At 60.7% G+C, this 24,898-nt stretch carries 22 protein-coding genes; 12 read left to right on the forward strand and 10 right to left on the reverse strand.

Annotation, left to right across the window (positions count from 1 at the left end):
* The 12 genes from AC1XOS_RS04870 to AC1XOS_RS04925 all read left to right on the forward strand — a co-directional run.
* The coding region (locus tag AC1XOS_RS04870; protein ID WP_481961096.1) for a sulfatase-like hydrolase/transferase at nt 1-654 on the forward strand (654 nt) is incomplete at its 5' end.
* Nucleotides 655-657: 3 nt separating this feature from the next.
* Nucleotides 658-2,061, forward strand: coding sequence for an L-serine ammonia-lyase, iron-sulfur-dependent, subunit alpha (locus tag AC1XOS_RS04875; RefSeq protein ID WP_481961097.1), 1,404 nt, complete (start codon nt 658-660; stop codon nt 2,059-2,061).
* A complete protein-coding gene (locus AC1XOS_RS04880) occupies nt 2,058-2,891 on the forward strand; it encodes a hypothetical protein (protein ID WP_481961098.1) in 834 nt (277 codons plus the stop codon). The genes AC1XOS_RS04875 and AC1XOS_RS04880 overlap by 4 nt, the downstream gene beginning before the upstream one ends.
* Nucleotides 2,888-4,273: a sulfatase gene (locus tag AC1XOS_RS04885; RefSeq protein ID WP_481961099.1), complete on the forward strand. Its 1,386-nt coding sequence runs from the start codon at nt 2,888-2,890 to the stop codon at nt 4,271-4,273. The genes AC1XOS_RS04880 and AC1XOS_RS04885 overlap by 4 nt, the downstream gene beginning before the upstream one ends.
* 1 nt (nt 4,274) lies before the next feature.
* Nucleotides 4,275-6,428: a beta-N-acetylhexosaminidase gene (locus AC1XOS_RS04890; protein ID WP_481961100.1), complete on the forward strand. Its 2,154-nt coding sequence runs from the start codon at nt 4,275-4,277 to the stop codon at nt 6,426-6,428.
* A gap of 156 nt (nt 6,429-6,584) precedes the next feature.
* The gene (locus tag AC1XOS_RS04895; RefSeq protein ID WP_481961101.1) at nt 6,585-7,109 is read left to right on the forward strand and encodes a hypothetical protein; all 525 of its coding nucleotides are present in this window, start codon (nt 6,585-6,587) and stop codon (nt 7,107-7,109) included.
* Nucleotides 7,106-7,459 (forward strand): hypothetical protein, encoded by a 354-nt coding sequence (locus AC1XOS_RS04900; RefSeq protein ID WP_481961102.1) that lies wholly within the window; start codon nt 7,106-7,108, stop codon nt 7,457-7,459. Before AC1XOS_RS04895 ends, AC1XOS_RS04900 begins: the two co-directional genes overlap by 4 nt.
* 350 nt (nt 7,460-7,809) lie before the next feature.
* A complete protein-coding gene (locus AC1XOS_RS04905) occupies nt 7,810-9,630 on the forward strand; it encodes a sulfatase (RefSeq protein WP_481961103.1) in 1,821 nt (606 codons plus the stop codon).
* Complete coding sequence (locus tag AC1XOS_RS04910) at nt 9,627-11,600, forward strand: arylsulfatase (protein WP_481961104.1); 1,974 nt, start codon at nt 9,627-9,629, stop codon at nt 11,598-11,600. The genes AC1XOS_RS04905 and AC1XOS_RS04910 overlap by 4 nt, the downstream gene beginning before the upstream one ends.
* Complete coding sequence (locus AC1XOS_RS04915; RefSeq protein ID WP_481961105.1) at nt 11,597-12,733, forward strand: FG-GAP repeat domain-containing protein; 1,137 nt, start codon at nt 11,597-11,599, stop codon at nt 12,731-12,733. Before AC1XOS_RS04910 ends, AC1XOS_RS04915 begins: the two co-directional genes overlap by 4 nt.
* Nucleotides 12,734-12,746: 13 nt before the next feature.
* Entirely contained in the window at nt 12,747-13,049 is a 303-nt protein-coding gene (locus AC1XOS_RS04920; RefSeq protein ID WP_481961106.1) for a Dabb family protein, read from the forward strand.
* A complete protein-coding gene (locus AC1XOS_RS04925) occupies nt 13,039-13,692 on the forward strand; it encodes a metallophosphoesterase (RefSeq protein ID WP_481961107.1) in 654 nt (217 codons plus the stop codon). The genes AC1XOS_RS04920 and AC1XOS_RS04925 overlap by 11 nt, the downstream gene beginning before the upstream one ends.
* Before the next feature lie 64 nt (nt 13,693-13,756).
* Here AC1XOS_RS04925 and AC1XOS_RS04930 read toward each other — a convergent pair whose 3' ends face one another.
* The 10 genes from AC1XOS_RS04930 to AC1XOS_RS04975 all read right to left on the reverse strand — a co-directional run.
* Nucleotides 13,757-15,775: a 3-hydroxyacyl-CoA dehydrogenase/enoyl-CoA hydratase family protein gene (locus AC1XOS_RS04930; RefSeq protein WP_481961108.1), complete on the reverse strand. Its 2,019-nt coding sequence runs from the start codon at nt 15,773-15,775 to the stop codon at nt 13,757-13,759.
* A 63-nt stretch (nt 15,776-15,838) separates the two neighbouring features.
* Nucleotides 15,839-17,773, reverse strand: coding sequence for a 3-hydroxyacyl-CoA dehydrogenase/enoyl-CoA hydratase family protein (locus tag AC1XOS_RS04935; protein ID WP_481961109.1), 1,935 nt, complete (start codon nt 17,771-17,773; stop codon nt 15,839-15,841).
* Entirely contained in the window at nt 17,770-18,873 is a 1,104-nt protein-coding gene (locus AC1XOS_RS04940) for a citrate/2-methylcitrate synthase (protein WP_481961110.1), read from the reverse strand. Before AC1XOS_RS04940 ends, AC1XOS_RS04935 begins: the two co-directional genes overlap by 4 nt.
* Complete coding sequence (prpB, locus tag AC1XOS_RS04945) at nt 18,834-19,724, reverse strand: methylisocitrate lyase (RefSeq protein WP_481961111.1); 891 nt, start codon at nt 19,722-19,724, stop codon at nt 18,834-18,836. The genes AC1XOS_RS04940 and prpB overlap by 40 nt, the downstream gene beginning before the upstream one ends.
* Nucleotides 19,721-21,064, reverse strand: a complete 1,344-nt coding sequence (locus AC1XOS_RS04950) for an acyl-CoA dehydrogenase family protein (protein WP_481961112.1) — start codon at nt 21,062-21,064, stop codon at nt 19,721-19,723. The genes prpB and AC1XOS_RS04950 overlap by 4 nt, the downstream gene beginning before the upstream one ends.
* Nucleotides 21,065-21,069: 5 nt before the next feature.
* On the reverse strand, nt 21,070-21,897 hold the full coding sequence (locus tag AC1XOS_RS04955; protein WP_481961113.1) for an electron transfer flavoprotein subunit alpha/FixB family protein: 828 nt from the start codon (nt 21,895-21,897) through the stop codon (nt 21,070-21,072).
* Entirely contained in the window at nt 21,894-22,640 is a 747-nt protein-coding gene (locus AC1XOS_RS04960; RefSeq protein ID WP_481961114.1) for an electron transfer flavoprotein subunit beta/FixA family protein, read from the reverse strand. Before AC1XOS_RS04960 ends, AC1XOS_RS04955 begins: the two co-directional genes overlap by 4 nt.
* The gene (locus AC1XOS_RS04965) at nt 22,637-23,773 is read right to left on the reverse strand and encodes a 2-oxo acid dehydrogenase subunit E2 (protein WP_481961115.1); all 1,137 of its coding nucleotides are present in this window, start codon (nt 23,771-23,773) and stop codon (nt 22,637-22,639) included. Before AC1XOS_RS04965 ends, AC1XOS_RS04960 begins: the two co-directional genes overlap by 4 nt.
* A complete protein-coding gene (locus AC1XOS_RS04970; RefSeq protein WP_481961116.1) occupies nt 23,760-24,656 on the reverse strand; it encodes a phenylalanine 4-monooxygenase in 897 nt (298 codons plus the stop codon). The genes AC1XOS_RS04965 and AC1XOS_RS04970 overlap by 14 nt, the downstream gene beginning before the upstream one ends.
* Nucleotides 24,653-24,898, reverse strand: a 246-nt coding sequence (locus AC1XOS_RS04975) for an AMP-binding enzyme (protein WP_481961117.1), incomplete at its 5' end; no start/stop codon positions are given. The genes AC1XOS_RS04975 and AC1XOS_RS04970, both read right to left, overlap by 4 nt.

The raw sequence follows: 24,898 nt of genomic DNA on the forward strand, positions 1-24,898 counted from the left end.
CGGGAGATTGGGCGCGTCCTAGCCCAAGTGAAGGCCATGGGCGAGGCGGAGAACACCATCGTGCTCTTCCTCTCCGACAACGGTGCGAGCGCAGAGATGATGGTGCGCGGCGACGGCCACGATCTCTCGCTCCCGATGGGCGCCGATGGCACGTTTTTGAGTATCGGCCCCGGCTGGTCAAGCCTCGCCAACACCCCGCTCCGCCGGCACAAGACCTGGGTGCATGAGGGCGGCATCTCCACCCCACTGATTGTCCACTGGCCCAAGGGGATCAAAGAGAAAAACGCGCTTCGGACAACACCCGCGCATTTAGTCGATGTCGTGCCGACCATCCTAGAGCTGGCCGGAGGAAGCACTACCCTGGGCCACGCCGCGCCTGGCAAGAGCCTAACACCGCTGTTTACCCGTGACAGCAACTTCTCCCACGACTCACTCTGGTGGGCGCACGAGGGGAACCGGGCGCTACGGGTCGGGGACTGGAAGATTGTCGCAGCGGGGAAAGACGCGCCGTGGGAGCTTTATAATCTCAAGGAAAGCCGTGCGGAGACCGAGAACCTGGCAGCAAAGCACCCCGAGCGGGTAAAAGAAATGGCCGCGCTCTGGCAGGCGCAGTGGGATGCCTATGTCAAACAAGCGCTAGAAAAGGCTCCCTAGATTATGCTCGTTAGTATCTTCAACGATGTTTTAGGCCCCGTGATGCGCGGACCGTCCAGCTCCCACTGCGCGGCGGCGCTACGGATCGGGCGGCTGGCGCGAGATTTAATGGGCGGCAAGATCGAGCGCGTCTTAGTGGAGTTTGATAGAAGCGGCTCGCTCCCGACCACGCACGCCAGCCAGGGCTCGGACATGGGCTTGTTCGGCGGCTTGCTCGGCTGGGACGCCGCCGATGAGCGCCTACCGAACTCGGATAAGGCACTGCGCGATGCGGGAATCGAGCTGATCATCAAGACGATAGATGTCGGCGACCCGCACCCCAATACCTACCGCCTCACGCTCTCGAACGCCACGGAGACGCACTCGCTCATCGCCATCTCCACCGGCGGTGGAATGATCGAGGTTCTTCGGATTGATGACCAGCCCATCTCCCTCTTCGGTGACCAGGAAGTGAGTATTGCGGGGCGCACGCTGCATCCAGTCTTGCCGGTCCTCACGCTGCCCAGCTCCACCGTCCCCTTCAAGAGTGCTCTGGGAATGCTGCGCCATGACGATGGCAAAGAGACGCCTCTCTGGAAGCTGGCGGCAGAGTACGAGAGGCAGCGTGGCGGGCTGACCGAGGACGAGGTGCTCGCCAAGGCGCTCAATCTCATCCAGATCCTGCGCCGCTCGATTGCGCAGGGCATCGCCGGGACGCACTACGAGGACCGGATTCTCGGAGCGCAGAGTCCTGGGTTCGCCCAGAAGCTCGCGGCGGGCCAGCTCCTCAATGGCGGCGCACTGAACCGGATCGTGCTCTACGTGACGGCACTGATGGAGGTAAAAAGCTCCATGGGTGTGATTGTCGCAGCGCCGACTGCTGGTGCCTGCGCCGCGCTTCCTGGTGCGGTGATCGCGATGGCAGAGGAGCTCGGCCTCGATGAGCTGGAGATGGCAAAAGCGTTTCTGGCAAGTGGCCGGATCGGGGTGTTTATCACGACGCGCTGGAGCTTCGCGGCGGAGGTCGGGGGTTGTCAGGCGGAGGGCGGCTCAGCGGCATGCATGGCGGCAGCAGCGCTGGTGCAGCTCGGCGGTGGGACGCTCACGCAGAGCCTTGCTGCCTCGTCGATGGCCTTGCAAAACATGCTTGGCCTGATCTGCGACCCTATCGCCAACCGGGTCGAGGCACCGTGCTTGGGCAAGAATGTCATGGCCGCCAGCAACGCGCTCTCCTGTGCCAACATGGCCCTTGCGGGCTACGACCCGCTGATTCCCTTAGACGAAGTGATCGAGACCGCCAAGCGCGTCTCCGCCCAGATGCCGCGTGAGTTGCGCTGCACCAATCTCGGTGGCCTCTCCATCTCCCCCACCTCACAAGCCATTGAGGAGCGCCTCGTGCAGCTCCAGCTTCGGAGAAACCAACCATGACCCTTTTACCTCTGGTGCTGCTCTGGCAAGGGCAGGTTCCGGCAAACTCGATCACGCCTCCGCCTGCCTCGCTCAAGGCCCCTGCGTTCTACAAAAAGTACATCAGCGCCAATGGCTACCCCATTGTAGCGTCGGAGAAGGTCAATGACTATGCGCTCAAAGAGGCGGCGTATCTGGTGAACCTAATGCTCGCCAAGCGCCCTGATGTGCGAAAGGCGATGATCACGAGTGGTTCCCGAATGTCTATTCTCGCCTACAACGAGTTCACGACCGACCAGCCGGACTTTGCCTGGCTCACTCCCAAGGACTTCTGGGATCGGCGGGCACGTGGCCTCGGCGGAAGTGAGACCGACCCACTCTGCTCGTGTGCGGAGGAAAATCTCCTGGCCTACCCCGGCGACCCGTACTCCACCGAGAACATCCTGATCCATGAGTTCGCCCACAATATTCATCTTCGAGGAATGGTAAATGTCGATAAGACATTCGATAAGCGTGTCAAAGCCAGCTACGACAGCGCCATGAAGGCGGGGCTCTGGAAAGGCAAGTACGCCGCCACGAACCACCATGAGTACTTCGCCGAGGGCGTGCAGTCCTGGTTTGATAATAACCGCGAGCCGGATCATGACCACAACCATGTCAATACTCGTGTCGAGCTCATCGAGTACGATCCCGGGCTGGCCGCACTCTGCAAGGAAGTCTTTGGCGACACCGAGCTCAAGTACACCAAGCCCGCCACCCGGCTGACCGGCCATCTTGCGGGCTATGACCCAAGCAAGGCCCCGCGCTTTGTCTGGCCCGAGCGCCTTCAGCCGAAGAAAACAACAAAATGAGTAATTCCGCATTGTCCCCCCGCCGGGCGGGGGTTAGGGGGGCGGATAAATCCCCCAATATCGTCTTCATCCTCGCCGATGATCTCGGCGTGCTTGACCTGGGGTGCCAAGGGAGCACGTTCTATGAGACGCCGAACCTGGATGGATTGGCGCACGAGGGCATGCGTTTCACCAGCGCCTATGCCGCATGCCCAGTCTGCTCCCCGACACGGGCCGCAGCGCTCACGGGAAAGTGGCCGCAACGCACGGGGATCACGGACTATATCAGTGAGGCAATTGGCAAGCTCGGCGGAACAAAACCAGGCTATCCCCTGCTCTGTCCGCCCGCGGCAGACAAACTGAGCCTATCGGAAACCACGATTGCTAAGAAACTCAAAAGCACGGGCTACGCGACGGGTTTTGTGGGCAAGTGGCACCTCGGTGGCGAGGGAACGCTCCCGGAAAACCATGGCTTTGACTTCAGTGTCGGCGGCGATGACCGTGGCGGCAATGCCCATGTCGGGCCGAGTAAGCTCCACAATCTTGAGCTAAAGCCGGGCGAGTGGCTGATGGATCGGCTCACGGATAAAGCGATTGAGTTTGTGGTGCAGAGCAAGGACAAGCCGTTTCTGCTCTGGTTCACCCCCTACGACCCACACACGCCGCTGGTTGGCAAGCCGGAGCTGGTAAAAAAATACGAGGCAAAGGCCGCCAAGCTCACGGCAGAGTTTCGCGACGAGCCGCCACGCAAAGACCGACGAACGCAGACGCATGCCGTCTATGCTGCGATGCTGGAGGACATGGACCGCAACCTCGGACGGCTCTTTGCAATGCTCCCCGAGAACACACTCGTGATCTTTACGTCGGACAACGGTGGCCTCTCGACCTCGGAGGGCTCCCCGACCAGCAACGCGCCGTACCGTGCGGGCAAGGGCTGGCTATACGAGGGTGGCATCCGCGAGCCGCTCCTCGTGAAGTGGCCCGGCGTCGTTAAGCCAGGCACCACTAGCGACTCGCTTGCCATCACCTGCGACTTCTTCCCGACGTTTCTGGAGGCCGCTGGCTTGCGCCCCGAGAAGCCCAACGGGGTGAGCCTGGTTCCTGTGTTTCGGGGCAAGAAGCTTGCGCCACGCCCGCTTTTCTGGCACTATCCGCACTATGGCAACCAAGGTGGCGGGATGGCCGCCGCCCTCCGCGACGGCGACTGGAAGCTGATCGAGTGGTTCGTCACTGAGCGCATCGAGCTCTACAACCTGAAATCAGACCCCGGCGAGCAGAAAAATCTCGCAGCGCAGGAGCCAGCGCGTGTGAAGGCAATGCAGGCTACGCTCCATGCCTGGCAGAAGTCCGTGGACGCCAAGTTCCCTATCAAAAACCCCAACCCAAAGAGTGAGGCAAAGTAAAGTGCTTTTAACTGCCCTGATGGCAAGTGCCCTAACCCTGGCAACGCAGCCCCCTGCTACCCTTTCCCTGATCCCCAAGCCAGTCTCTGTCACCCAAGCGAGCGGCGCATTTGTGCTCGATGAGCACGTCGTGATTGGCACGGATACCGCGAGCCGCCCCGCGGCAACGCTGCTCTCGGGCTGGCTGAAGGCGACCACGGGGCGTGCGACCAAGATCGCCAGCAAGGGCAGTATCACGATGAAGGTCAATCCGTCGCTGGCCAAGCTCGGTGCGGAGGGCTATCAGCTTGAGGTTAGCCCCAAAGGCGTGAGCTTGAGTGCCCCCAAGTACGCAGGGATTGTCAATGGCCTCCAGACCTTTCGCCAGCTCTGGCCGACGGGGAAAGTGCCGAAATTCACCCTACCCGCCCTCAAGATCGAGGATCAGCCAGCTTACGCCTGGCGCGGGATGATGCTGGATGTCTCGCGCTACTTTATGGACAAGGCCTATGTCCTGCACTTTCTCGATATCATGGCCGCCCATAAGCTCAATGTTCTGCACCTGCATCTGATAGATGACCAAGGCTGGCGGGTGGAGATCAAAAAATACCCCAAGCTCACCGAGATCGGGGGCTTTCGCGGCGAGGGCGCGGCGCGCGAGGGTGGCTTCTACACACAGGCCGATATCAAGGAGATGGTCGCCTACGCCGCGGCACGCAATATCACGATTGTCCCCGAGATCGAGCTCCCCGCCCACACGCTCTCGGCGGTCTGTGCCTACCCGTGGCTCGCCTGCACCGGCAAGCAGCACACGATGCCCACAACCCACTTCATCTCCGACGATCTCTACTGTGCGGGGAAGGCGACCACCTGGACGTTTCTGAGCGATGTCTTGGGTGAGCTCTGTGCGCTGTTTCCGTCGCCGTACATCCATATCGGCGGTGATGAGGCCAAGTACACCAAGTGGAAAGCTTGCCCGGACTGCCAAAAGAAGAAGACCGAGCTCGGGCTGGCGGATGAGAAAGCACTCCAGGGCTGGATGACCCGCGAGGTCGAAGCGATCTTGGCGAAGAAAGGTCGGCGGATTCTGGGCTGGGACGAGATCCTGCGCTGCGGGGTGAGCCCGACAGCAGGGATCATGCCCTGGGCCGACCCGAAGGCGGCGGGCGATGCGGCCCGAAGCGGCAATCCCGTGATGATGGCCCTCACTGATCACTGCTACTTCGACTTTCCCGAGAGCAAGCTCCGGGGCGAGCTTCAGGGCGCTGGCTGGCGACCGCCGGTGACGCTCCAAGCCGCCTACGACTGGAACCCCGTGCCGACGGGCCTCACGCCAGAGCAGCAGAAGAATGTCATCGGAGTGCAGGGCTGCCTCTGGACCGACATGTTCCTGCACAAGCCCGAGCTTAAAACAAACCCCGGCCCCGCACTCTACGGCGACTACTTCACGCTCCCCCGCGCCGCCGCCCTCGCCGAGGTGGCGTGGACCTCGCAGTCCCAGCGCAGCTTCCCGGACTTCACCGAGCGCATGAAGCGCCAGTATGTCCGCTACAGCGACTACGGCTGGAACTTCCGCCTGCCGCTCCCAGAGCTTGTGAGAAATGGCAACCAGGTAAGCGCGGTCTGCCCGATCGAGGGCGGCACCGTCCGCTACACCACCGACGGCACCGATCCTACGGCCAGCTCGCCGGAGCTCAAGGGCACCGTCACCGTCACGCGCTTCGAGGACTTCAAGGCCATCACGCTCGCCCCCGACGGCAAGCGCACCAGCCTGATCTTCGAGACCGTGGCTGCGGCAAATCAGTTCAAGCAATACGGCACCAAGCTCGGGGAGTGGAAATCGGGCAAAGTCGGCGACCGCAAGCCGCTCCCCGTCGAGTTCGACGCCACCGGCCTGATCTCCAGCGACGGCACCTACCAGGTTACTTTTGTCTACACAGGAGGCCGAGAGCGGCTGGACATTGATAAAGTCGAGGTCTTCCGCAACGCCGAAACCACGCCGCTGGCCACCGACATACACCACGGCTTCACCGGCGGCGCAAAGAAAGACAATATCTACACCCTAAAAATCAACGGCTACCAGACCGGGGCGAGATTCACCGTCCGCGCCCACATCTACGGCGACGAAGGCAGTGACTCGAATGGGGTTGTGCTGATCAAGAAAATTTCGGACTAACATCATTGCCTAGCCGCCCAACGCGCGGCTAGGCAATATTGCTATGTTGTCTAGGCCACGGTTGCCCATGCTAGGAAAACGTCCAAGATTTTCTCAAGAGTGTACCTGCTTCACCCGCCGTCCCCATCTAAGGCGCGGATGGGATAAAATGTACCGATGCGTGAGTTGATCCTGACATACCTGCGTGGCGGAATGCCTGCTCTCACGCCTGCGTCCGGGGAGCGGCTTGCCGAAGCGGCATCACACTGTCTTGATGAGCAGGGGCATGAACTGCGTGTCGTCCTTGCGGTGGCGGGAAACCACACCGAGTCTTTTGTCTTGGAGCGCCTTCCCGTAGATGAAGTCATTCGACGCACCTACAACGACCCGGAAGAAGCCACCGAAGAAGGAGCCTGCGCGATTGCCATTCTCCTGGCACGGGAACTGACAGGCTGGAGCGTTGTGCGCCGCGCTCGCCGTGGCACGGGTTTTGATTACTACTTGGGAAGCGACCAGGCACTAGATTTTCAAGCACGGCTGGAGGTTTCCGGGATTCGGCAAGGAACCCAAGCACAGATCGAAGCGCGGGTTCGTCAGAAACGAGCACAGACGACACAGTCGGACAGCACTCTGGGGCACCTGAGCGCCTATGTGATTGTCGTAGAGTTCAGCCGCCCCGAAGCGAGGATAGAGAGACGATGACACTGGAACTGGAAGCGAAGCACAACGAGGCGATGGCGCTGGTAGATCAAGCAGACGCCGCCCAGCGACGCCGTGACACGGTGCGCGAACAACAGCTACGGCACGAAGCCTTTTTGAAAGAAAAGGAAGTGGCGCTTGCCTGTGCGGAGCAAAAAGACACTCCCGCCGCGACTCTCGCCATTCTCCTCTGTAGCGCCGCCTCCCTCGCCAGCGAGACCGGCCAACCCCGCGAAGCCGAGCGCCTCATCGCCCGTGCGCTCTCCGGTGACCCGCCACACGCCCTCGCGGAAGAGCTTCGTGAGCTATGGGAGAAAGTGCGCCCTCAGCTCCGCAGCCTCCAAGCCGCCTGAAAGTTCCGCCATGCCCATACCTACGGCGACGAAGGCAACGATTCCAATGGGGTTGTGCTGATCAAGAAAATTCTCTAGCGGCGTATAAGCCTTCCCGCAGGAATGGAGAGTGCTCCTGCGCGAAGCACTCCCATCCTAAAGGGGACGAACTTACCCCCTTCGCGGAGCGTACCCAGAGGGTGCCCAGGTCGCCGTCTCAGCGGCGGGGGGAGGTGCGCCGTCGCTTGACGATCACCAGCCCTCCCCTAAGTGGATGAACCTAAGCGATCCGGGATGTAAAAAACGCAATGGCTACGGCTTTTAATGGGCGGCAATAGGATTTTCAGGACGCGATGCCGAATCTCTGGACAATGCAACCTGTCCTACCTCCGCGCCCCAATATCGTCTTTATCCTCTCCGATGATCTGGGCTGGGCGGACACGGAGCTGTATGGCAAGACGAAGCTCTACAAGACGCCGAACTTGCTGCGCCTTGCCAAGCGCGGGATGGTGTTCTCACGGGCGTACGCGGCGAGCCCGCTGTGCTCCCCGACGCGGGCGAGTATTCTGACAGGACAGAGCCCAGCGCGGATTGGAATCACCGCGCCCAACTGCCACCTGCCCGAGATCAAGCTTGCCGCATCGGTGCAGAAAAACGCGCCTCCGACGGCAAAAGCCTTGCCGTGCGAGAGTGCGACGCGGCTTAACACGAGCTACGTGACGCTGGCGGAGACGCTGAAGTCGGCAGGGTACGCGACAGCGCACTTTGGCAAGTGGCACTTGGGCGCGGAGCCCTACTCGCCGCTTCAGCAGGGCTTTGAGGTTGATCTGCCGCACACCCCCGGCCCCGGCCCCGCGGGGAGCTTTGTCGCCCCCTGGAAGTTTCCCAACTTCAAAGAGCACACGCCAAGTGAGCATATCGAGGACCGGATGGGCGACGAGGCCGTGGCCTGGATGACCAAGAACAAAGACAAGCCGTTCTTTCTCAACTACTGGCAGTTCTCGGTGCACGCCCCGTTCGATGCCAAAAAATCGCTGATAGAGAAGTACAAAGGGCTTGTAGACCCGAAAAGCCCGCAGCGTAGCCCCACCTATGCCGCGATGGTGGAGTCCATGGACGACAGCGTCGGCAAGCTTCTGGATGCGCTGGATCGCCTCGGGATTGCGGATAAAACGGCGATTGTCTTTCTCGCGGACAACGGCGGCAACATGTACAACACGGTCGACGGCACCACGCCCACCAGCAATGCCCCGCTCCGAGGCGGCAAAGCGACGGTGTATGAGGGCGGGATTCGCGTCCCGTGCGTCGTGAGCTGGCCCAGCGTCACCAAGCCGGGCTCGCAGAACAACGAGGCAATAGTCCAGAGCACGGACTTCTACCCGACGATTCTGGAGCTGCTCAAGCTCAAGCCCGAAGGAAATCAAAGCTTCGATGGGCGCAGCATTGTCCGTGCTCTCAGCGGCAAGTCGCTCGCGCCCAAGCCGATCTTCACGTTCTTCCCCCACAGCCCCAATGTCCCCGACACGCTCCCGCCCGCCGTTACCGTTCACTCCGGCGACTGGAAGCTGATCCGGCTCTTTCACCAAGGAGAAAACGGCGCACATGCCTACCAGCTCTACAACCTCAAGGACGATCTGGGCGAGGTAAATAACCTCGCGGCCAGTCAGCCGGAGCGGGTGAAGCAGCTCGATGCGCTGATCGCGGGATTTCTCAAAGACACCAAAGCGGTCGTGCCGCTCCCCAATCCCGCCTACCATGCAAACGCGAAGCCCGAAGCGGCGACTCCGCCTGGTGCTGATCCCTTGGGAGGCTGGAAGGCACGTGGCTGTGAGGCAGTTATCAAAGACGGCGCATTGATCGTCACCGGGACCAGCCCGATGCCGTTTCTGGGGTTCGCCGCGGGGAAAATCGGCGGCCCGACGACAGTCTCGCTCCGTGTGAAGAGTTCGGGCGGAGGCGAAGGCAAGGTCGAGTGGCTCCCGACGCCGCAAGCCACCGACAAGGCAAAGTCGGTCGCCTTTACCCTCAAGGCCAGCGGGGAGTGGCAGGAGCTTACCGTCACGCTGCCCGCCGAGGGCACACGGGGCATCCTACGGCTGTATCTCCCCGCACAAAAAGACCCTCTCACCTTGGACTGGATTGAGGTCAAACCAACCCAAGGTAGATCCCAACGCTGGAATTTTGACAAATGAAACCAAATATCATCGTGATTCTTGTGGACGACATGGGCTTTGCCGATATTGGCTGCTATGGCTCTGAGATTCCGACCCCTAACCTCGATGCGCTGGCGAAAAACGGCGTGCGCTTTCGGCAGTTCTACAACACCGCACGCTGCTGCCCGACGCGGGCGGCACTGCTCACCGGGCTCTACTCCCACCAGGCAGGCGTGGGGCACATGGTGGAGGATAAAGGGCTCCCGGGCTACTCGGGCCGCCTCAATGACCAGTGCGTGACCCTGGCGGAGGTACTCAAACCTGCGGGCTACTTCACGATCATGTGCGGCAAGTGGCATGTCGGGCAGAACCTCGGGGTCGTGCCCTGGGAGCGCGGCTTTGAGCGCTCGCTGAACGCCGCAGCGGGAGGGTTCTACCAGCCCGGAGACGAGCGAGCGAAGCTCTTTCTCAACGGCAAGGCGAACCCAGAATTGTCCAAGAGCTGGTACTCGACCGATCTCTGGACCGAGTACGGAATTAAGTTTATCGACGAGGCACGCACCGCCAAGAAACCGTTTTTTCTCTATCTGGCCCACAACGCGCCGCACTTTCCGCTCCAAGCCCCCGCGGAGGATATCGCACGCTTCAGAGGAAAGTACCGAGCGGGCTGGGACAAGCTCCGTGAGGATCGCCTTGCAAAGCAAAAACAGCTCGGGCTGGCGGAGCGTGACTGGAAACTCGCGCCGCGTCCTGAGGCAATCAAGGCCTGGGAGAGCCTGAGCGAGACAGAGAAAGACCGCTTCGACCACATGATGGCGACCTACGCGGCGTGCGTCTGGCACATGGACAAGGCAGTAGGGACATTGGTCGCGGCTCTGAAAGAGCGGGGCGAGCTGGAGAACACGCTGATTCTGTTTATGAGCGACAACGGGGGCAATGCGGAGGGCGGTCCCAATGGCACCACCAAGGGCGAGCCTACCCAGCCAGACTCCAACTGGTTCTCGGGGCAGTCGTGGGCGTGGCTCCAGAACACCCCGTTTCGGGAGTACAAGCACTACACCCACGAGGGCGGCATCTCGACGCCGCTGATCGCCCACTGGCCCAGCGGGATTCCGCGCAGCCGCAACGGAGCATGGGAGTCGCAGCCGGGGCACTTGATTGACATCATGGCGACCGTGGTGGATGTGGGCGGCGCAACCTATCCCGGCGGCAAGATCAAGCCAAAAGAGGGCGTAAGCCTGCGTCCCGCGTTCTTGGGCAAGCCACTGGCACGCACCCAGCCCCTCTTCTGGGAGCACGAAGGCAATCGTGCCGTGCGCGACGGACGCTGGAAGGCAGTCGCCAAAGAGAACCAGCCCTGGGAGCTCTACGATATCGAGAGAGACCGCAGTGAGCTAAAAAACCTCGCCGCCAGCGACACGGGGCGAGTCACAGCCTTGGCGGCAAAGTGGGATGCCTGGGCTGCGCGTGCCAGTGTGCTCCCTCTGGGTGGCTGGCGCGGCAAGAAGGGCGCGGCAGAGAAAACCTCGACAAAGACTCGCTTTGTTCTCAAGGCGGGCGAGCATCTAGACAAAGCCGATGCGCCTGCAATCGCCAACCGCGCTTTCACGATCACCGCGAGTTTTGACACCAAAACGGCCACAGAGGGCGTGCTTGTCGCGCAGGGAGGCTCGGCGCTGGGCTACTCGCTCTTTCTGGAAGACGGCAAGCTGGTCTTTGCCTTCCGCACCAAAGCAGGTGTGGCCCGTGTGGCGACAACAGAGATAGTTACAGGGAGCCATACGGCGCTGGTTGCCGTGGCGAAAAACGGTGCGCTTCGCCTGAGCGTCGATGGCAAGTTGGTTAGCAAGGCAGCCGGAAACGGCCCGCTAGCCCCTCTTCCCACAGATGGATTAGACGTTGGCACGGATGCCGGTGGGCAAGTCCTGGCCTACAAAAACGGAGAGAAGTTCGGTGGAACCATTGCCTCCCTTGTGATTGAGATAGAAGGTATAATCGAGCCGCTATGACGCCAAACACTTACGCTCTCGCCTCTCTTGTCTTGCTCCTCATTGTGCCCAGCACACAGCAGAAAAACGACGCTATTGTCCCGCCTACGCAGCCCTCAAAGCTAAAGTTTGAGAAAATCACAATCAATGCGGCGTCTGATTTTGAGGCGGCGGGAGCTGGGGACATTAACGGTGATGGCAAGCTCGACCTTATCTCCGGCGATACCTGGTACGAAGCGCCGAGATGGACGCCGCATCTGTTTCGTGAAATCGGCGTCTGGGGGCGTGGGCCGGGCTCCAGCGGCTACCGCGCCAGCTTTGCCGAGCTGCCTTTAGATATCAATGGCGATAAAAAGCTCGATATCGTCTCATCGGACTATGCCAGCGGCGAGCTTTTCTGGCACGAGAACAACGGCAGCACGTCGGGAAGCTGGACGCGTCACTCCATCGCCAAGCCCGGAAGCGCTGAGACCACGGTCTTTGCGCCGCTGACGGGTAAAAACGCCAAAGACATTCTCCCCAACTGCGGCGGGCAAGTAGTATTTTATGAGCTGCGGGATAAAAATTGGGTGGAACATAAAGTTGGGACACAGGGCGCGGGGCATGGGATCGGGTTTGGGGATGTCAACGGCGATGGCAAGTGCGACTTGGTCACCCCAAGCGGCTGGTGGGAGAACCTCGACGCAAAAAACGACAAGTGGGCCTGGCATCCTGAGTTTACCTGCAAGCCCGGCGACCTGGGAATCTCTACCCCGGTCTACGACTTCGACGGCGATGGCAAGAACGACATTGTCTTTGGTAGCGGACACAGCTACGGCCTCTACTGGCTACGTAACCTTGGCGGTGGAAAGTGGGAACAGCTTCCCATTGACCTCTCGGCGTCGCAGTTCCACACACTCGTCTTGGTCGGCGATAAAGTCTTCACCGGCAAGCGCTACAAGGCCCACGACCACGATCCGGGTGCCGAAGAGCCGCTGGGTCTCTACTACTACCAGTTCGACAAAAAGAAGAACGTCTGGCAGAAGTTCATCATTGACGCGGGGACGCAAGCGGGAACAGGCCTGCTGATGGTGGTGCAAGACATCACCGGCGATAAGCGCCTCGACATTGTCGCGCCCGGCAAGAGCGGCCTCTATCTCTTTCAGGGGAAGTGATAAAATGCTGTCCATGTTCTTTCATGCCGTTTACTTTTACCCCCGCGAGGATGCCCAGCCCGGCGATGCTGAGACGCTTGCAGCGGGTTGCCGGACACTCTCCGCCATTCCCGGGCTGACATTTTTTCAGGTGGGACACACCGCGGGCACACCGCGTGATGTCGTGGACAACACCTACGCCGTAGCACTCCTCACCGCCTTTGCCGATGTCGCGGGCCACGATGTGTACCAGGATCACCCGGTTCATCTGGCGTTTATCGCGGCCAACAAGCATCTCTGGAGCCGTGTCCAAGTCTACGACTCGATTGTCGAATAGCACGTTTCCCCGAGTCTTTGCGCTTGCGGACACGCACTTTGGCTTCGGGGTGAACAAGACCATGCACCGCTTTGGGGCGGAGTGGTGGCATCACCCCGAGAAGATTCTGAAGCGCGCCTGGCAAACTCTAGGCAGCGAGGACATTCTCCTCATCCCTGGCGATCTCTCGTGGGCCACCAAGCCCAGGCAAGCCCTCCCAGACTTGGAGTTTATCGCGCAGCTTCCGGGCATCAAGATCTGTATCAAGGGCAACCACGACTACTGGTGGGAGTCCGATAAGCACCTCAAGTTCCCGGGCTTGCTCGATCCCCCACATCGCCTTGGGGACTTAGGCATCGCGGGGACGCGTGGCTGGGACTTGAGTAAGCCTGAGATTCTTGCCCGTGAGCGCAAGCGCCTAGAGAAAAGCCTCGCCGCCATCGCCGATGCGCCCGTAAAAATCGCAATGCTCCACTACCCTCCCCAGCCCTTTCTGGATCTCCTAAGCGCCGCAGGTGTCTCGCACTGTGTCTATGGCCACGTCCACCTGCGCTCCTTCCCCGAAGACGAGGCGCTCGTCTGCCAGGGCGAGGAGCTTGAGGGCATTAAGTGCTACTGTGTCGCCTGTGACCGCATCAACTTCACACCACTACAGATTGCATGACCCCACCAGAACCCGGCCCCCTTCCCTACCTTGAGGGTGGGTGGGTTCCTGGGTGGGTCGGGCTCTAGTTTCGCAGGGGCTGGCCAGTTTCGATCAGGTGCCGGATGCGCTCGTGGGTGAGCGGCTCGTGGCAGAGCTCCAAACACGCGATCCGCTCACGCTCTCGAAGTGACGTTGGGTCAGTGGGGCCACCACAGAGTACCTGAATCACGGCCCCAGAGAGACGCAGCTCGTGCGGTGTGATACGTCCTTGCGCGTGCATCTCCGCCATCGCGGCACGGAGAGGCGCAGGATCGGTGGGCGGTGGCGGCAGTGGCGCGACGGGGAGCGGAGAGTCTGTCAGCTCCAGGGCACGCTGCCTTGCTTCATAGAACAGGCGATCCGCATTGCGAGCGATCGTGTCCTGGGGCCGCAGAAATCCCCGGCGCTGTGCCTCGTACGCCGACGTACTGACCTGTCCCCCCATCACAAGCTGAAGCACACTGCGGGCATCTCCTACCCGTGCGTACAGCTCGGAGATTCCCCCGAAACTCGGCAGCAAGCCCGCACTCACTTGAGTCAGCCCCAGGTAGGTCTCTGGCGAGAGGTGCAGTGTGGGAAGATGTAGTGCCAGCTCCGCCCCTCCCCCCCGCGTAAAGCCCTGAATTGCCCCCACCAGAGGAATCGTGGCATGGGCAAGCCGCAGGTACACCGCCTGCGCCACCGTGATATCGTCCTCAATCTGTGCGAAATCCCCTTGAGAGATCGCCTCCCACCAGCGCACCAGGGAGAAACCTGCCGTAAAATCTCGACTCTCTCCGGTCACGACAAGGGCAAGGAACTCACTCTCCGCTCGCTCCAGAGCCTTCAGAAGGAACTCCAGCGTGGGTATCGTCAGGCGATTGTCCGGGGGGTGCAGGCAAAAGCAGGCGACTCCATCTCCCAGATCTCGAAAGGCTCCTAGCGGGCCTTGCTCGATAATCGGCCAGTGGCTCTGGGTCAGGTACTGGGGCGAAGGGGAAGGAGCCGCGTAGAGCCGCCCCCGCCGCTCTGCCTCCAGTACAAAGGGTCCCTTACTCCAGCCGAACCCCCACTCCATCGCCTGATCCACCGCAAGCTCCGTCGTGGCAATCTGTGGACGGATCGCATCGAGATACGCAAAGAGGCTCTCTTGCACACAGACCAGAAAGGGGTCATTTGGGTCTATGGTGACAGTCTGTGGGGGGCGGTACTCACCTGTTTGCAGATCCAGAACCAGGTTTCCCTCCTGTGGCCAGAACCCGCGCCAGTGCTTCTCGGTAAGGAGTGTCTCCAGCACCGAGGGAAGGTACATCCGGTTGTGTAGCGGATCGTCGGGGATAGCGCTCGAGAGGGCACGAGCCTGCTGCACCAGAGTCTCCAGACCGAGGCGATCGGCCATCTGAAAGATACCATAGGGCCGCCCTATCAGCGGGCCGGTCAGAGCATCCACTTTTTCAATGTCCAGCTCACTCTCCAGCGCTAGATGAAGGACATCGAAGAAGTGTGCGGTAAAGACCCGCATCGCCACAAATCCGGGGCTGTCGTGAACCATCACCACACGATGCCCCAGTGTCTCTTCCGCGAAAACACAAAAACGCTCTAGCAGATTGGGATCGGTGGTCTCTGTGGCGGCCACCTCCACGAGCTTGTGGTAACGAGGCGGAGCGGAAAAGTGCGTCGCAAAAAGCCGCTGGTGCAGCATGTCGCTACTCCCTACCAACAGACTACGTAGCGTAAAAAACCGGGTCGTCGTGCTGAGCATGGTCTCCGGCCCAAGAAATAGCTCCAGCCGATGCAGGAGCCGACGCTTAAGCTCAAAATTATCCGCAATGGCCTCGACTACCCAGTCTGCCTCCCGGCAGACCGTCAAGTCACTGAGCCCCCCTAGCTTAATCTGGCTGAGATACTCCGGCAGAAAGAGGAGCGGCGGACGTAGCACCCGAAGCTGTGCCACCGCTTTTCCCGCTAGATCCGGCGAGGAGTCCAGTAGATGAACCTGCCACCCCGCATTCAGAAGCTGAGCCGCAATCCCAATACCCAGTGCACTTGCGCCAATGACAACTCCGACACCCTTTTCGCTCATGATAACCCCCGTCTTTGAGAATCATCTGCAGTATACTAATAATTTGGTCAAAGTGGGGAGGAATCAGTTTCGGAGTGGTTTTCCGGTCTCCAGCAGGTGCCGCATCCGCGCCATCGAGAGCGGCTCCTGGGCAAGCTGCTGAAACGCCGCACGCTCACGAGCGAGAAGCGCAGTCTCCGTCGTTTTCTCTTCCGTCAGCACCCACGCTAAGGCCTGTGCAATTCGCCGATCGTGTCCCATCAGAGTAACAGGCAGGACTACCTTGCCAGGTTCCCGATCCGGGCCAGACCAGGGTTGCGTTGCCTCTGGTGCCACCCGAAGAGCCTCTGTTAGTAGCTGGTCCGCATTGGCGACGATGCCATCTGTGGGACGAAACCAGCCGCGCTTTCTTGCCTCGTGAGCACTGGTGGAGTTCTGATTGAAGAAAATCGCCTCAAAGGCGGCCTGGGCGGAGCCAAAGCGGTAGAGTGCCTCTTTGACACCGCCCCCACAGGGGATCACGCCCACCGCGCACTCGGGCAGGCCTAGCACGGTCTCGGGCGAGGCGACGATGCGCCCGCAGTGTAGCGCCAGCTCGCACCCGGCTCCCAGTGTGTAGCCATGGATCGCGGCAACAGTGGGGATCTTGGCGTACTTGACCCGTAGAAACGTCTCCTGGCACTGCTTCATGTCAGCCTCGATCCCCACAAGATCACCCTGCTCCATCGCCGTGACCAGCCGGGCGAGGTTGTAGCCCGCAGAGAAGCACGGCCCCTGTCCGGTGAAGACCAACGGAAGCCCCTGTCGCTCGGCCTCGTCCACGGCGGCGATAACCGCGTCGCACTGGGCCGGGTCAAAGACATTGAGCTTGCCGCGTAGCTCCAAGATCAGTGTGCCTTGCTCTTGCCGCAGAGCAGGATAGGCTGGCTTTTGAGGTGCGTTTCCTGCCAGAGCAAACGGCCCCTTCTCCCAGCCGAAACCCCAGCACATCGCATTGTCAATCGCCTCGTGGCTCTCGGCGATCTCGCCTGCGATAGCGGCGGCATAGTCACAGAAGCGCGGCACGACTGTCTCGACCAGCGCATTGCCTGCCTCAGTGATGGTTTCCTCTCTAGGGCGATAGGTGAGCGTTGCCCAGTCGAGGGCGAGAATCTCCTTGCCCACGCGCTTGTAAAACCCTGCACCCGATTTCTGGCCTGTCCGTCCCTCAGAGATTAAGAGATTGAGCTTCTCTGGCAGGCGCAGGCGCTCACGCAGTGGGTCATCCGGGAGGGCATCGTATTGATTCTTCGCGATACTGGCGATGATGTCCAGGCCCACTAAGTCCGCCATGCGAAATGTCGCGCTACGGGGCCGGCCTAGCGCGGGGCCGGTGAGTGCATCCACCACTTCGACGGGAACATTTTGCTCAATGGCCGTGTGGATCGTGTCTAGCAAGTGCGTGATCCAGAGCCGCGTCGAGATAAAGCCCGGCGTGTCCTTGGCAACGACTACACGATGATTGGTCCGCGCTTCCATACCGGCAATAAACGCCTGGAGAAGCGCGCTATTGGTGACGGGTGTCGGCACGACCTCAACGAGCTTCAAGTAGCGTGGCGGGTTAAAGAAGTGCGTCCCAAAGAACCGCCGCCGAAACGCCATCCCGCAGTGCTTGGACATCGCCGTGAGCGAGAGCCCGCTCGTGTTGCTTGTGACAAGCGTTTCGGGCCCTACCACGCTCTCCAGGCGAGTAAGAAGCGCTTGCTTGAGCGCTAAGTTCTCCGCAATCGCCTCGATGACCCAGTCGGCACTGCCGCAGACACTCAGCTCCTCCGATGAGCCGGCCACGATGCGCTCAGCGTACTCGGGGAGATAGAGAAGCGGCGGGCTACTCTTCACCACCCGCATTTTCCCGGACGCCGCTAGCTCTACCGACTGGTCAAGCAAGTGTACCGTCCAGCCCGCGTTGGCCAGATCGGCGGCGATTCCCCCGCCCATTGTCCCTGCACCGATCACCACGGCAACGCCTTTCTCTTTCATCGTGGCGCCAAGCTCCGTTTTTCAAGGCCATTGTAGAGATGCCCCGGTCGGATGATGCGGTTGTTTTCAAGCTGTTCGATAATATGGGCACTCCAGCCGGTGGTGCGGCTCAGCACAAAGATCGGGGTGTAGACGGGGATCGGTAGCTCCATCAGGTAGTAAACACTCGCCACGGGAAAGTCCAAGTTGGGGTGGAGCTTCTTGGCCGCCAGCATCTCTGCCTCGACCAGCTCGGAGATCTCCCACCAGAGCGTATTGCCCGTGCGCTCAGCGAGCTCTTTGGCGTAGCCTTTGACGATCTTGGCGCGCTCGTCGCCGTGCTTGTACTCCCGGTGGCCAAAGCCCATGATCTTTTTCTTTTGCACCAAGGCATCCCGAACCCACTGTTGTGCACTCTCCGGACTCCCGATCTCCTGTAGCATCTCCATCGCCGCCTCGTTGGCTCCGCCATGAAGAGGGCCCTTGAGGGTTCCGATGGCGCTAACCACGCCACTGTAAAGATCAGAGAGCGTCGAGACGGTGACCCGCGCAGCAAAGGTGCTGGCATTGAAGCCGTGCTCGGCGTAGAGAATCTGGGTCACGTTAAAAACGTGGGCAAGGTAGTCCGTGCGTGGTGTCCCGGTGAGCAGGTGGAAGAAGCTGGCGTTGTGATCGAGGCTTGAATCGGGGGCAATCGGCTCCTGCCCCTGGCTGATTCGCCACGACGCACAGACGAGAGTAGGCAGCTTTGCATAGAGACGCTCCGCCTTTCGGAGATTACTCTCGTCTTCAGGCAAAAACATCGCCAGCAGCGCGACAGCGGCTTTGAGCCGATCCATCGGGTGCGCGTTGTTTGGCATCGTACGAAAGAGTTCATAGAGGGCAGGGGGAACCTCACGATCCGTGCGGATGCGCTGGTTAAATGCCTCTAGAGCGGCTCTCTCGGGAAGCTCGCCGTAGAGAAGCAGATACGCCACCTCATCCATTGAGCAGTGCTTCACTAGGTCGTGGATGTCGTAGCCACGGTAGAGAAGCTCATTTTTCTCCGCGTCCACCATTGAGACAGCGGAGATTCCGGCGATTACCCCTTCAAGTCCGGGTTTATAGCTGCTTGTGTCCAAGAATTCACCTCTTTGTCAAACTCTGTGTATTTTTCGTAGCCGATAAGCTCATAGAGCTCGGTGCGGGTCTGCATGTGCCCCAGTAGGCTTTGCTGCGTCCCCGTTTGCTGTAGCGTTGTGTAGACCTCACGGGCAGTAAAGAGCATTGCACGAAATGCCGTCATCGGAAAGATCACGAGCCGATAGCCAAGCCGTGCAAACTCTTCTGCAGAGATCATCGGGGTCTTGCCAAACTCTGTCATATTAGCCAGTAAGTAGGTTCTGGGGAGGGCGCGGGCAAGGGCTTCAAACTCTTCGGGACTCTGCAAGCCCTCGGGGAAGATCGCGTCCGCCCCCGAGTCCACGTAGCGCTTGGCACGCGCAATCGTATCGTCTAGGCCCGTCACGCCCCGCGCATCGGTGCGGGCAATGAGAAAGAACTCTGGGTTTGACCGTGCTCTCACGGCGGCGCGAATTTTTGCGGCCATTGCCTCGGGCGCGATCAGGCTCTTGCCCTCTAAGTGCCCACAGCGCTTGGGGGAGAGCTGGTCCTCCAGATGGAGCCCCGCCAGCCCCGCATGCTCGTACTCCTCGACCGTGCGAGCCACATTGAGCACATCGCCAAAGCCCGTGTCAGCATCGGCGATGACGGGTGTTCCAGGGACAGCGCGACAGATATAGCGTGCCTGCTGGGCAAACTCAGTGAGCGTGAGCAGCGCAATATCAGGGTAGCCCGTCAGCGCGTTGGTGAGGCCTGCGCCCGAGAGATAGAGCGCGGGGTGTCCACACGCGACGGCTTGCTGTGCCGTGATGGCGTTAAAAATGCCCGGCAGGACGACCTGGCTTTCGGTAAGGAGTGTCCGCAGGCTCATGGTTTCTTTGCTCCCTCCACATAGAGCGCAATGGCGGCATCTGCCAGAGCGATTGCCTGAAGCTGACTCTTCGGCGCAGCCTCCAGAGCACTCAGGGAGTCTTGGAGGGGGTGCCACGCGAGGAGTGGCGGGATTCGTCCTGTGATCAGGCGCTTGTGGAGCTGGGTCGCAATCGTCAGGCGGTTGATCTCATTGGTGCCCTCAAAGATGCGGAAGATACGAGCATCGCGGTAGAGGCGAGCGATAGGCACCTCCTCGGAGAAACCCAAGCCGCCGTGGATCTGCAGCGCTTCGTCGGCCACAAAGTCTAGGACCTCGGTGCAGAAGACCTTGGCGATAGCGCACTCAATAGCAAACTCCTCTCCCGCCGCCAGCGAGCCTCCCGGGAAACGATCCAAGAGCGCTGCCGTCCGGTAGATCACACTCTCGGCGGCAGCGACTTTCTGTGTCATGCGTGCAAGCTTATCGGCGATGATCTCAAATCTATCCAAGGGCTGACCGAACTGCTTGCGGGTGCTGGCGTGGGCACGGGCGAGGGCAAGAGCTTCTTTTGCCATTCCCAGCGCCGCCGCACCGATATTGAGCCTCCCGACATTGAGAGGAAAGAGCGCCGCCTTATGCCCCTTCCCGACCTCCCCCAGCACAGCCGCATGTGGGATGAGCGCGTTGTCCAGAAACAGTGCCGCAGTAGACGAGCCCTTCAGCCCCAGCTTTTTCTCGTCCTTGCCCCGGCTCAGGCCAGGCGTGTTTTTCTCCACCAAAAACGCTGTCAAGTGCTCCCCATCCACTTTAGCAAAGACGGTGAAGAGATCTGCAAAGCCCGCGTTGGTGATCCAGAGCTTCTGTCCACTGAGACGCCAGCCTTCATCAGTTTGGGTCGCGCGGCAGGAGAGCCCCAGTGCATCCGAGCCCGCCCCCGGCTCCGAGAGAGCAAAAGCCCCTATCGCCTCCCCCGTTGCCAGCTTGGGAAGCCAGTGCGTCTTCTGGGCCTCGCTCCCAAACCAGAGCAGGGGCAGGATCGCAACTCCCGTGTGGACATTGAAGGGAATCGCAAAGCTCGGGCAGGCACGCGCCGTCTCCTCGCAAAACCGTGCGATGAGGGTTCGGGTCAGCGCAATCCCGCCCAGCTCCTCAGGAATCGCCCCACCGAGTAGCCCCAGCTCTCCTGCTTGCCGCAACAAGCGCTCTAAAAGCCCATCCTCGCACGCCTCAATGCGATCTGCGGCGGGCCGCACCTCGCCCTCCAGAAACGGTAAGATCGCCGCGAGGCACTGCTTCTCAAAGCTGTCTAAAAGTCGTGGAGCCGAAAACTCCCCTCGTAGAAACGCTCCCCCGGTCATCGGTGCTACAGCTTCCCTATGAGCTCAGGGATCGCCTGATGGATATCGGCCACTAAGCCATAGTCCGCGATCTCGAAGATCGGGGCATCAGGGTCGGTGTTGATGGCGACAATTACCTTGGAGTCTTTCATGCCCGCCAGGTGCTGGATACTCCCCGAGACTCCCGCCGCGATATACAGATCGGGCGCGACCACTTTCCCGGTCTGGCCCACTTGCAGCTCATTGGGTGCAATCTCTGCATCCACGGCAGCCCGGGTCGCTCCTGTGGCTCCGCCAAGCGCGTCCGCCAGTCCGCCGATGAGCTTCTCGAAAGTCGCGGCATCGCGTGTCGGTCGCCCCCCCGAGACCACGACGCGGGCTTGGGCCAGCTCAGGACGCTTCTGCTTGGGTGCATCGAGGCTCAGAACCTCGCAACCCGGCGTTGTGTGAGTAGGGATTTGAATTGGCTCTGGTGCGCTGGGTTCGGGCAGAGCAAAAGCGGCGCTACGCACACTATAGACGCCCACATCGCCAAGCGTGCGAACCCGGGCCAGCACATTGCCGGCGTACATCGGGCGTGTGAGCGTGAGCCGACCGTCGCGACTCTCAACACTCAGCACGTCTGAGATCATCGAAAGATTGAGGAGTCCCGCCGCTCGGGCAAGAAGATCGCGCCCCAGCGAGGTAGAGGCGCCTGCCAGTGAGTCGCAGCCCTCACTCTTCATGAGTGCGACCAGCCCGTCTGCTGTGGCCCCCTCAGGCGCAGCAACCACAAAGCTGCCGCCGGTTACAGCCGCCCACTGCTGGGCAAAGGAAATCACCTGCGGGGTCTCCGCCAACACTAAGAGTCTCATAAAACCTGTGCCTCCTCGCGAAGTGCCGTCAGAAGCTCGTCCACACTGGCAACTTTTCGACCCGCCTTTCGGGTCGGTGGTGCAAACAGCTCCACAACTTCGATGCGCGCGGGTAGCACGCCCCCAAAGTCGTCCGCGGAGAGCCGCTCCAGCGGCTTGCTTCGTGCCTTGATAATCGCGGGGAGCGCCACATAGCGCGGCTCGTTCAGGCGCAGATCTACGGTCACGACGGCAGGGAGTGTTACACGAACCGTCTCCCGGCCCGCATCAACTTCGCGCACCACAACGGCGTGCGCGGGCTCCAGCGTGAGCTGCGAGGCAAATGTCGCCTGAGACACTCCGAGACGAGCCGCAAGAAGCTGCCCAGTCTGGTTGTAGTCATCGTCAATGGCTTGCTTGCCCATCAGCACCAGCGCGGGAGTCTCCCGCTCACAAATGGCCGCAAGCAATGTCGCCACACTGTCTGGCTCCAGAGGCTCATCAGTCTCGACCAAGATCGCCCGATCCGCTCCCATCGCCAGCGAGGTTCGGAGCTGCTCATCGCACTCTGCGCCACCTATACTTACCGTGACGATTGAGACATCCGCTCCGCCCTCTCTCAGCCGCACGGCCTCTTCTAGCGCGATCTCATCAAACGGATTGATCACCCATTTTGTCTCATCGAGGCTGAGCGTGCCGTCGTCGCCGACTTGGATACGCTCATAGGGATCGGGGACACGCTTGATCGGCACTAAGATCGTCATGCTAGGCTCTCCACATTTCGGGCAATCGTCCTCAGAAACTCCGCTGCCTCGACCCCATGAACCAGCCGATGGTCAAACGTCAGGACAATATTGACGACTTGCTTGCCCCCCTGCTCAAACGGCGAGCCGATAAAAAGCACGGCAGCGGCAGGAGCGACTAACACGGGCACCGCATCGATAATTTCGTAGGGCCCCATGTAGGTCAGCACAAGCTGAGTGGACTCCGTCGCCTGATCGCGACCCTCCCGAGCACTGGCAATATTAGTCTTTGACTGCGCCACAAAGTCCTCGAAGCTCAGCGAATCGGCGGCACTCACCACCGCGACAACGAGCTCGCCGGTTTGCATTGCGACGGCAATTCCGAGGTTTACGTGGCGGTGCTCCCGGATCACTTCCTCACGCAGCAGCGTCGAGCGAAACTTCGGGTGCTCCGCCGTGGCTTTCGCAATGGCGTAGGCCACGCAGTTAAAGGCCGACGGCGGATTGTCTGCCAGCTCCGCCTTTTTCTTATCCGCGTAGCTGCGCACCGGCCCCCAGTCGAGCTGGCGCTTGGCGGTGGCGGGAATCACCTGCTCTGCACTGCGCTTCAGCCGGTAGATAAAGGTCTTGTCCTGAGGCGAGACAGGCCGCTCGGTGTAGCCGTCCCCCCCCGCCCCTACACGCGGGGGAGCCTGCGTGACGAACGCATCGATATCTTCCGGCATCAGCTTGCCACTCGCAGCGGGAATCGTCACCAAGGCTTCGTCGGTGATGCCTTTTTCTTTGGCGTAGGCGCGGGTTCGCGGTGGGATCGTGCGGAGGTCAACGGTGGCAGCCCCCCCAGCCCCCGCCGAGCGGGGGGGATTTGCGGTTTCTTCCTTATTATCCCCCCGCGGCGCGGGGGTTAGGGGGGAAGTCACCTCCATCCGACAGACAGGAGCGCCAATATCCAGAGTGTCCCCCTCGGACGCAAGCCACTCAACCAAGACTCCCTCGTGCGGACACTCCACCTCCATGGTTGCCTTGTCCGTCTCCATGGAGTAAAACGGCTCATCGCGCTTGATGCGATCACCGGGCTTTTTGAAAAGCTCCACCACGAGCACTTCCTGAAGCCCCTCCCCCATCTGGGGAACCAGGATATCAATTACCGGCATCTAAAAAACTCCTCAAATCTGCCTCGGAGACACCAGGTTCTCCGGGCGCAACATGGCTCAGTTTACCCAAGCGCATCCACTTTTCGAGCGTGTCCACCAGCTCAAACAGATGGTCAAAGCTGGCAACAATAAAGAGTAAAGGCTGGTAGTGGTCAATCTCAAAGCTCTGGTTGATCACCCACTCCAGCTGAATCGGGTAGCGCTGAACCTCGGGTGAGACAATCGCATGCTCAATCTCCCCATGCGAGCTGAGCAGGCCCGAGCCGTAGACTTTTATCTCATCGCCCTCACGCATCAGGCCAAACTCAATCGTGAACCAGAAGAAGCGTGCCATCGCTCGGATGATGCTAGAGAGCTGCTGAACCTGCTGACTCTTGTCCTTGATCCCCGCCGCCAGCTCCGCTGCTGTGTGGGCGCAGTCGCCAAAGCGCACAAGGGCATCGGCGAATGCGGGGTCGGTGTGCATGGGGACATGGCCCGCAATATCATGAAAAATATCGGGCTCCGGGAGATAGTCCAGCCGCTCGGCATCGCGAATCGTGATGGTGGTCGGAAAAGCACGCTGGCGCAAACAGTCGAAAAACGCATAGGCGGGCACGTAGCCCGAGACAGGCCGCGCCACAAACCCCGTGCGCGGCGAGAGAAACTGGTTCACATCATCAAGGTTGGGAACGTGCCCGGTGTCGAGATGTAGCGTCTCCAGGCCACGCAAGAAATGCCGGTTGGCAAAGCGCCGCCAAGAGCTTTCTTGCCGCGCATAGAGTCGCCGCCACGCCTCGTGGTTGCTTTCGGTGTAGAGCGCGTAGGGCTGCTCGATAAAGCGCTGCCCCGCATCTTGGGCCGCCTCAATAAACGGCGCATTCCCCGTGGTGAGGCCCCTCACTTACGGAACTCCGCGTCGCGCCAGGGTGCGAAGCGCTCTTTGAGCTTGCCGCGCTGGTACTTACCGGTGCTGGTCACGGGAAAGTCCTCGCCAAAGAGAACCACTTTGGGGGCCTTGTTAAACGGCAGTTTCTCGCGGCAGGCGGCGAGAACTTCCGCCTCGGTGAGAGTCGTGCCGGGCTCTCGCTGAACATAGGCCCCGATCTCTTCGCCGTAGAAGTTGTTCTCAAAGCCCACCGCCAT

This window comes from Armatimonas sp., assembly GCF_964826245.1.

Coding starts and splice junctions, on each gene's coding strand:
- AC1XOS_RS04885 (WP_481961099.1), top strand. CDS start 2,888: ATGAGTAATTCCGCATTGTCCCCCCGCCGGGCGGGGGTTAGGGGGGCG.
- AC1XOS_RS04875 (WP_481961097.1), top strand. CDS start 658: ATGCTCGTTAGTATCTTCAACGATGTTTTAGGCCCCGTGATGCGCGGA.
- AC1XOS_RS04895 (WP_481961101.1), top strand. CDS start 6,585: ATGCGTGAGTTGATCCTGACATACCTGCGTGGCGGAATGCCTGCTCTC.
- AC1XOS_RS04880 (WP_481961098.1), top strand. CDS start 2,058: ATGACCCTTTTACCTCTGGTGCTGCTCTGGCAAGGGCAGGTTCCGGCA.
- AC1XOS_RS04955 (WP_481961113.1), bottom strand. CDS start 21,897: ATGAGACTCTTAGTGTTGGCGGAGACCCCGCAGGTGATTTCCTTTGCC.
- AC1XOS_RS04935 (WP_481961109.1), bottom strand. CDS start 17,773: ATGAAAGAGAAAGGCGTTGCCGTGGTGATCGGTGCAGGGACAATGGGC.
- AC1XOS_RS04915 (WP_481961105.1), top strand. CDS start 11,597: ATGACGCCAAACACTTACGCTCTCGCCTCTCTTGTCTTGCTCCTCATT.
- AC1XOS_RS04950 (WP_481961112.1), bottom strand. CDS start 21,064: ATGACCGGGGGAGCGTTTCTACGAGGGGAGTTTTCGGCTCCACGACTT.
- AC1XOS_RS04910 (WP_481961104.1), top strand. CDS start 9,627: ATGAAACCAAATATCATCGTGATTCTTGTGGACGACATGGGCTTTGCC.
- AC1XOS_RS04965 (WP_481961115.1), bottom strand. CDS start 23,773: ATGCCGGTAATTGATATCCTGGTTCCCCAGATGGGGGAGGGGCTTCAG.
- AC1XOS_RS04930 (WP_481961108.1), bottom strand. CDS start 15,775: ATGAGCGAAAAGGGTGTCGGAGTTGTCATTGGCGCAAGTGCACTGGGT.
- AC1XOS_RS04900 (WP_481961102.1), top strand. CDS start 7,106: ATGACACTGGAACTGGAAGCGAAGCACAACGAGGCGATGGCGCTGGTA.
- AC1XOS_RS04905 (WP_481961103.1), top strand. CDS start 7,810: ATGCAACCTGTCCTACCTCCGCGCCCCAATATCGTCTTTATCCTCTCC.
- AC1XOS_RS04960 (WP_481961114.1), bottom strand. CDS start 22,640: ATGACGATCTTAGTGCCGATCAAGCGTGTCCCCGATCCCTATGAGCGT.
- AC1XOS_RS04920 (WP_481961106.1), top strand. CDS start 12,747: ATGTTCTTTCATGCCGTTTACTTTTACCCCCGCGAGGATGCCCAGCCC.
- prpB (WP_481961111.1), bottom strand. CDS start 19,724: ATGAGCCTGCGGACACTCCTTACCGAAAGCCAGGTCGTCCTGCCGGGC.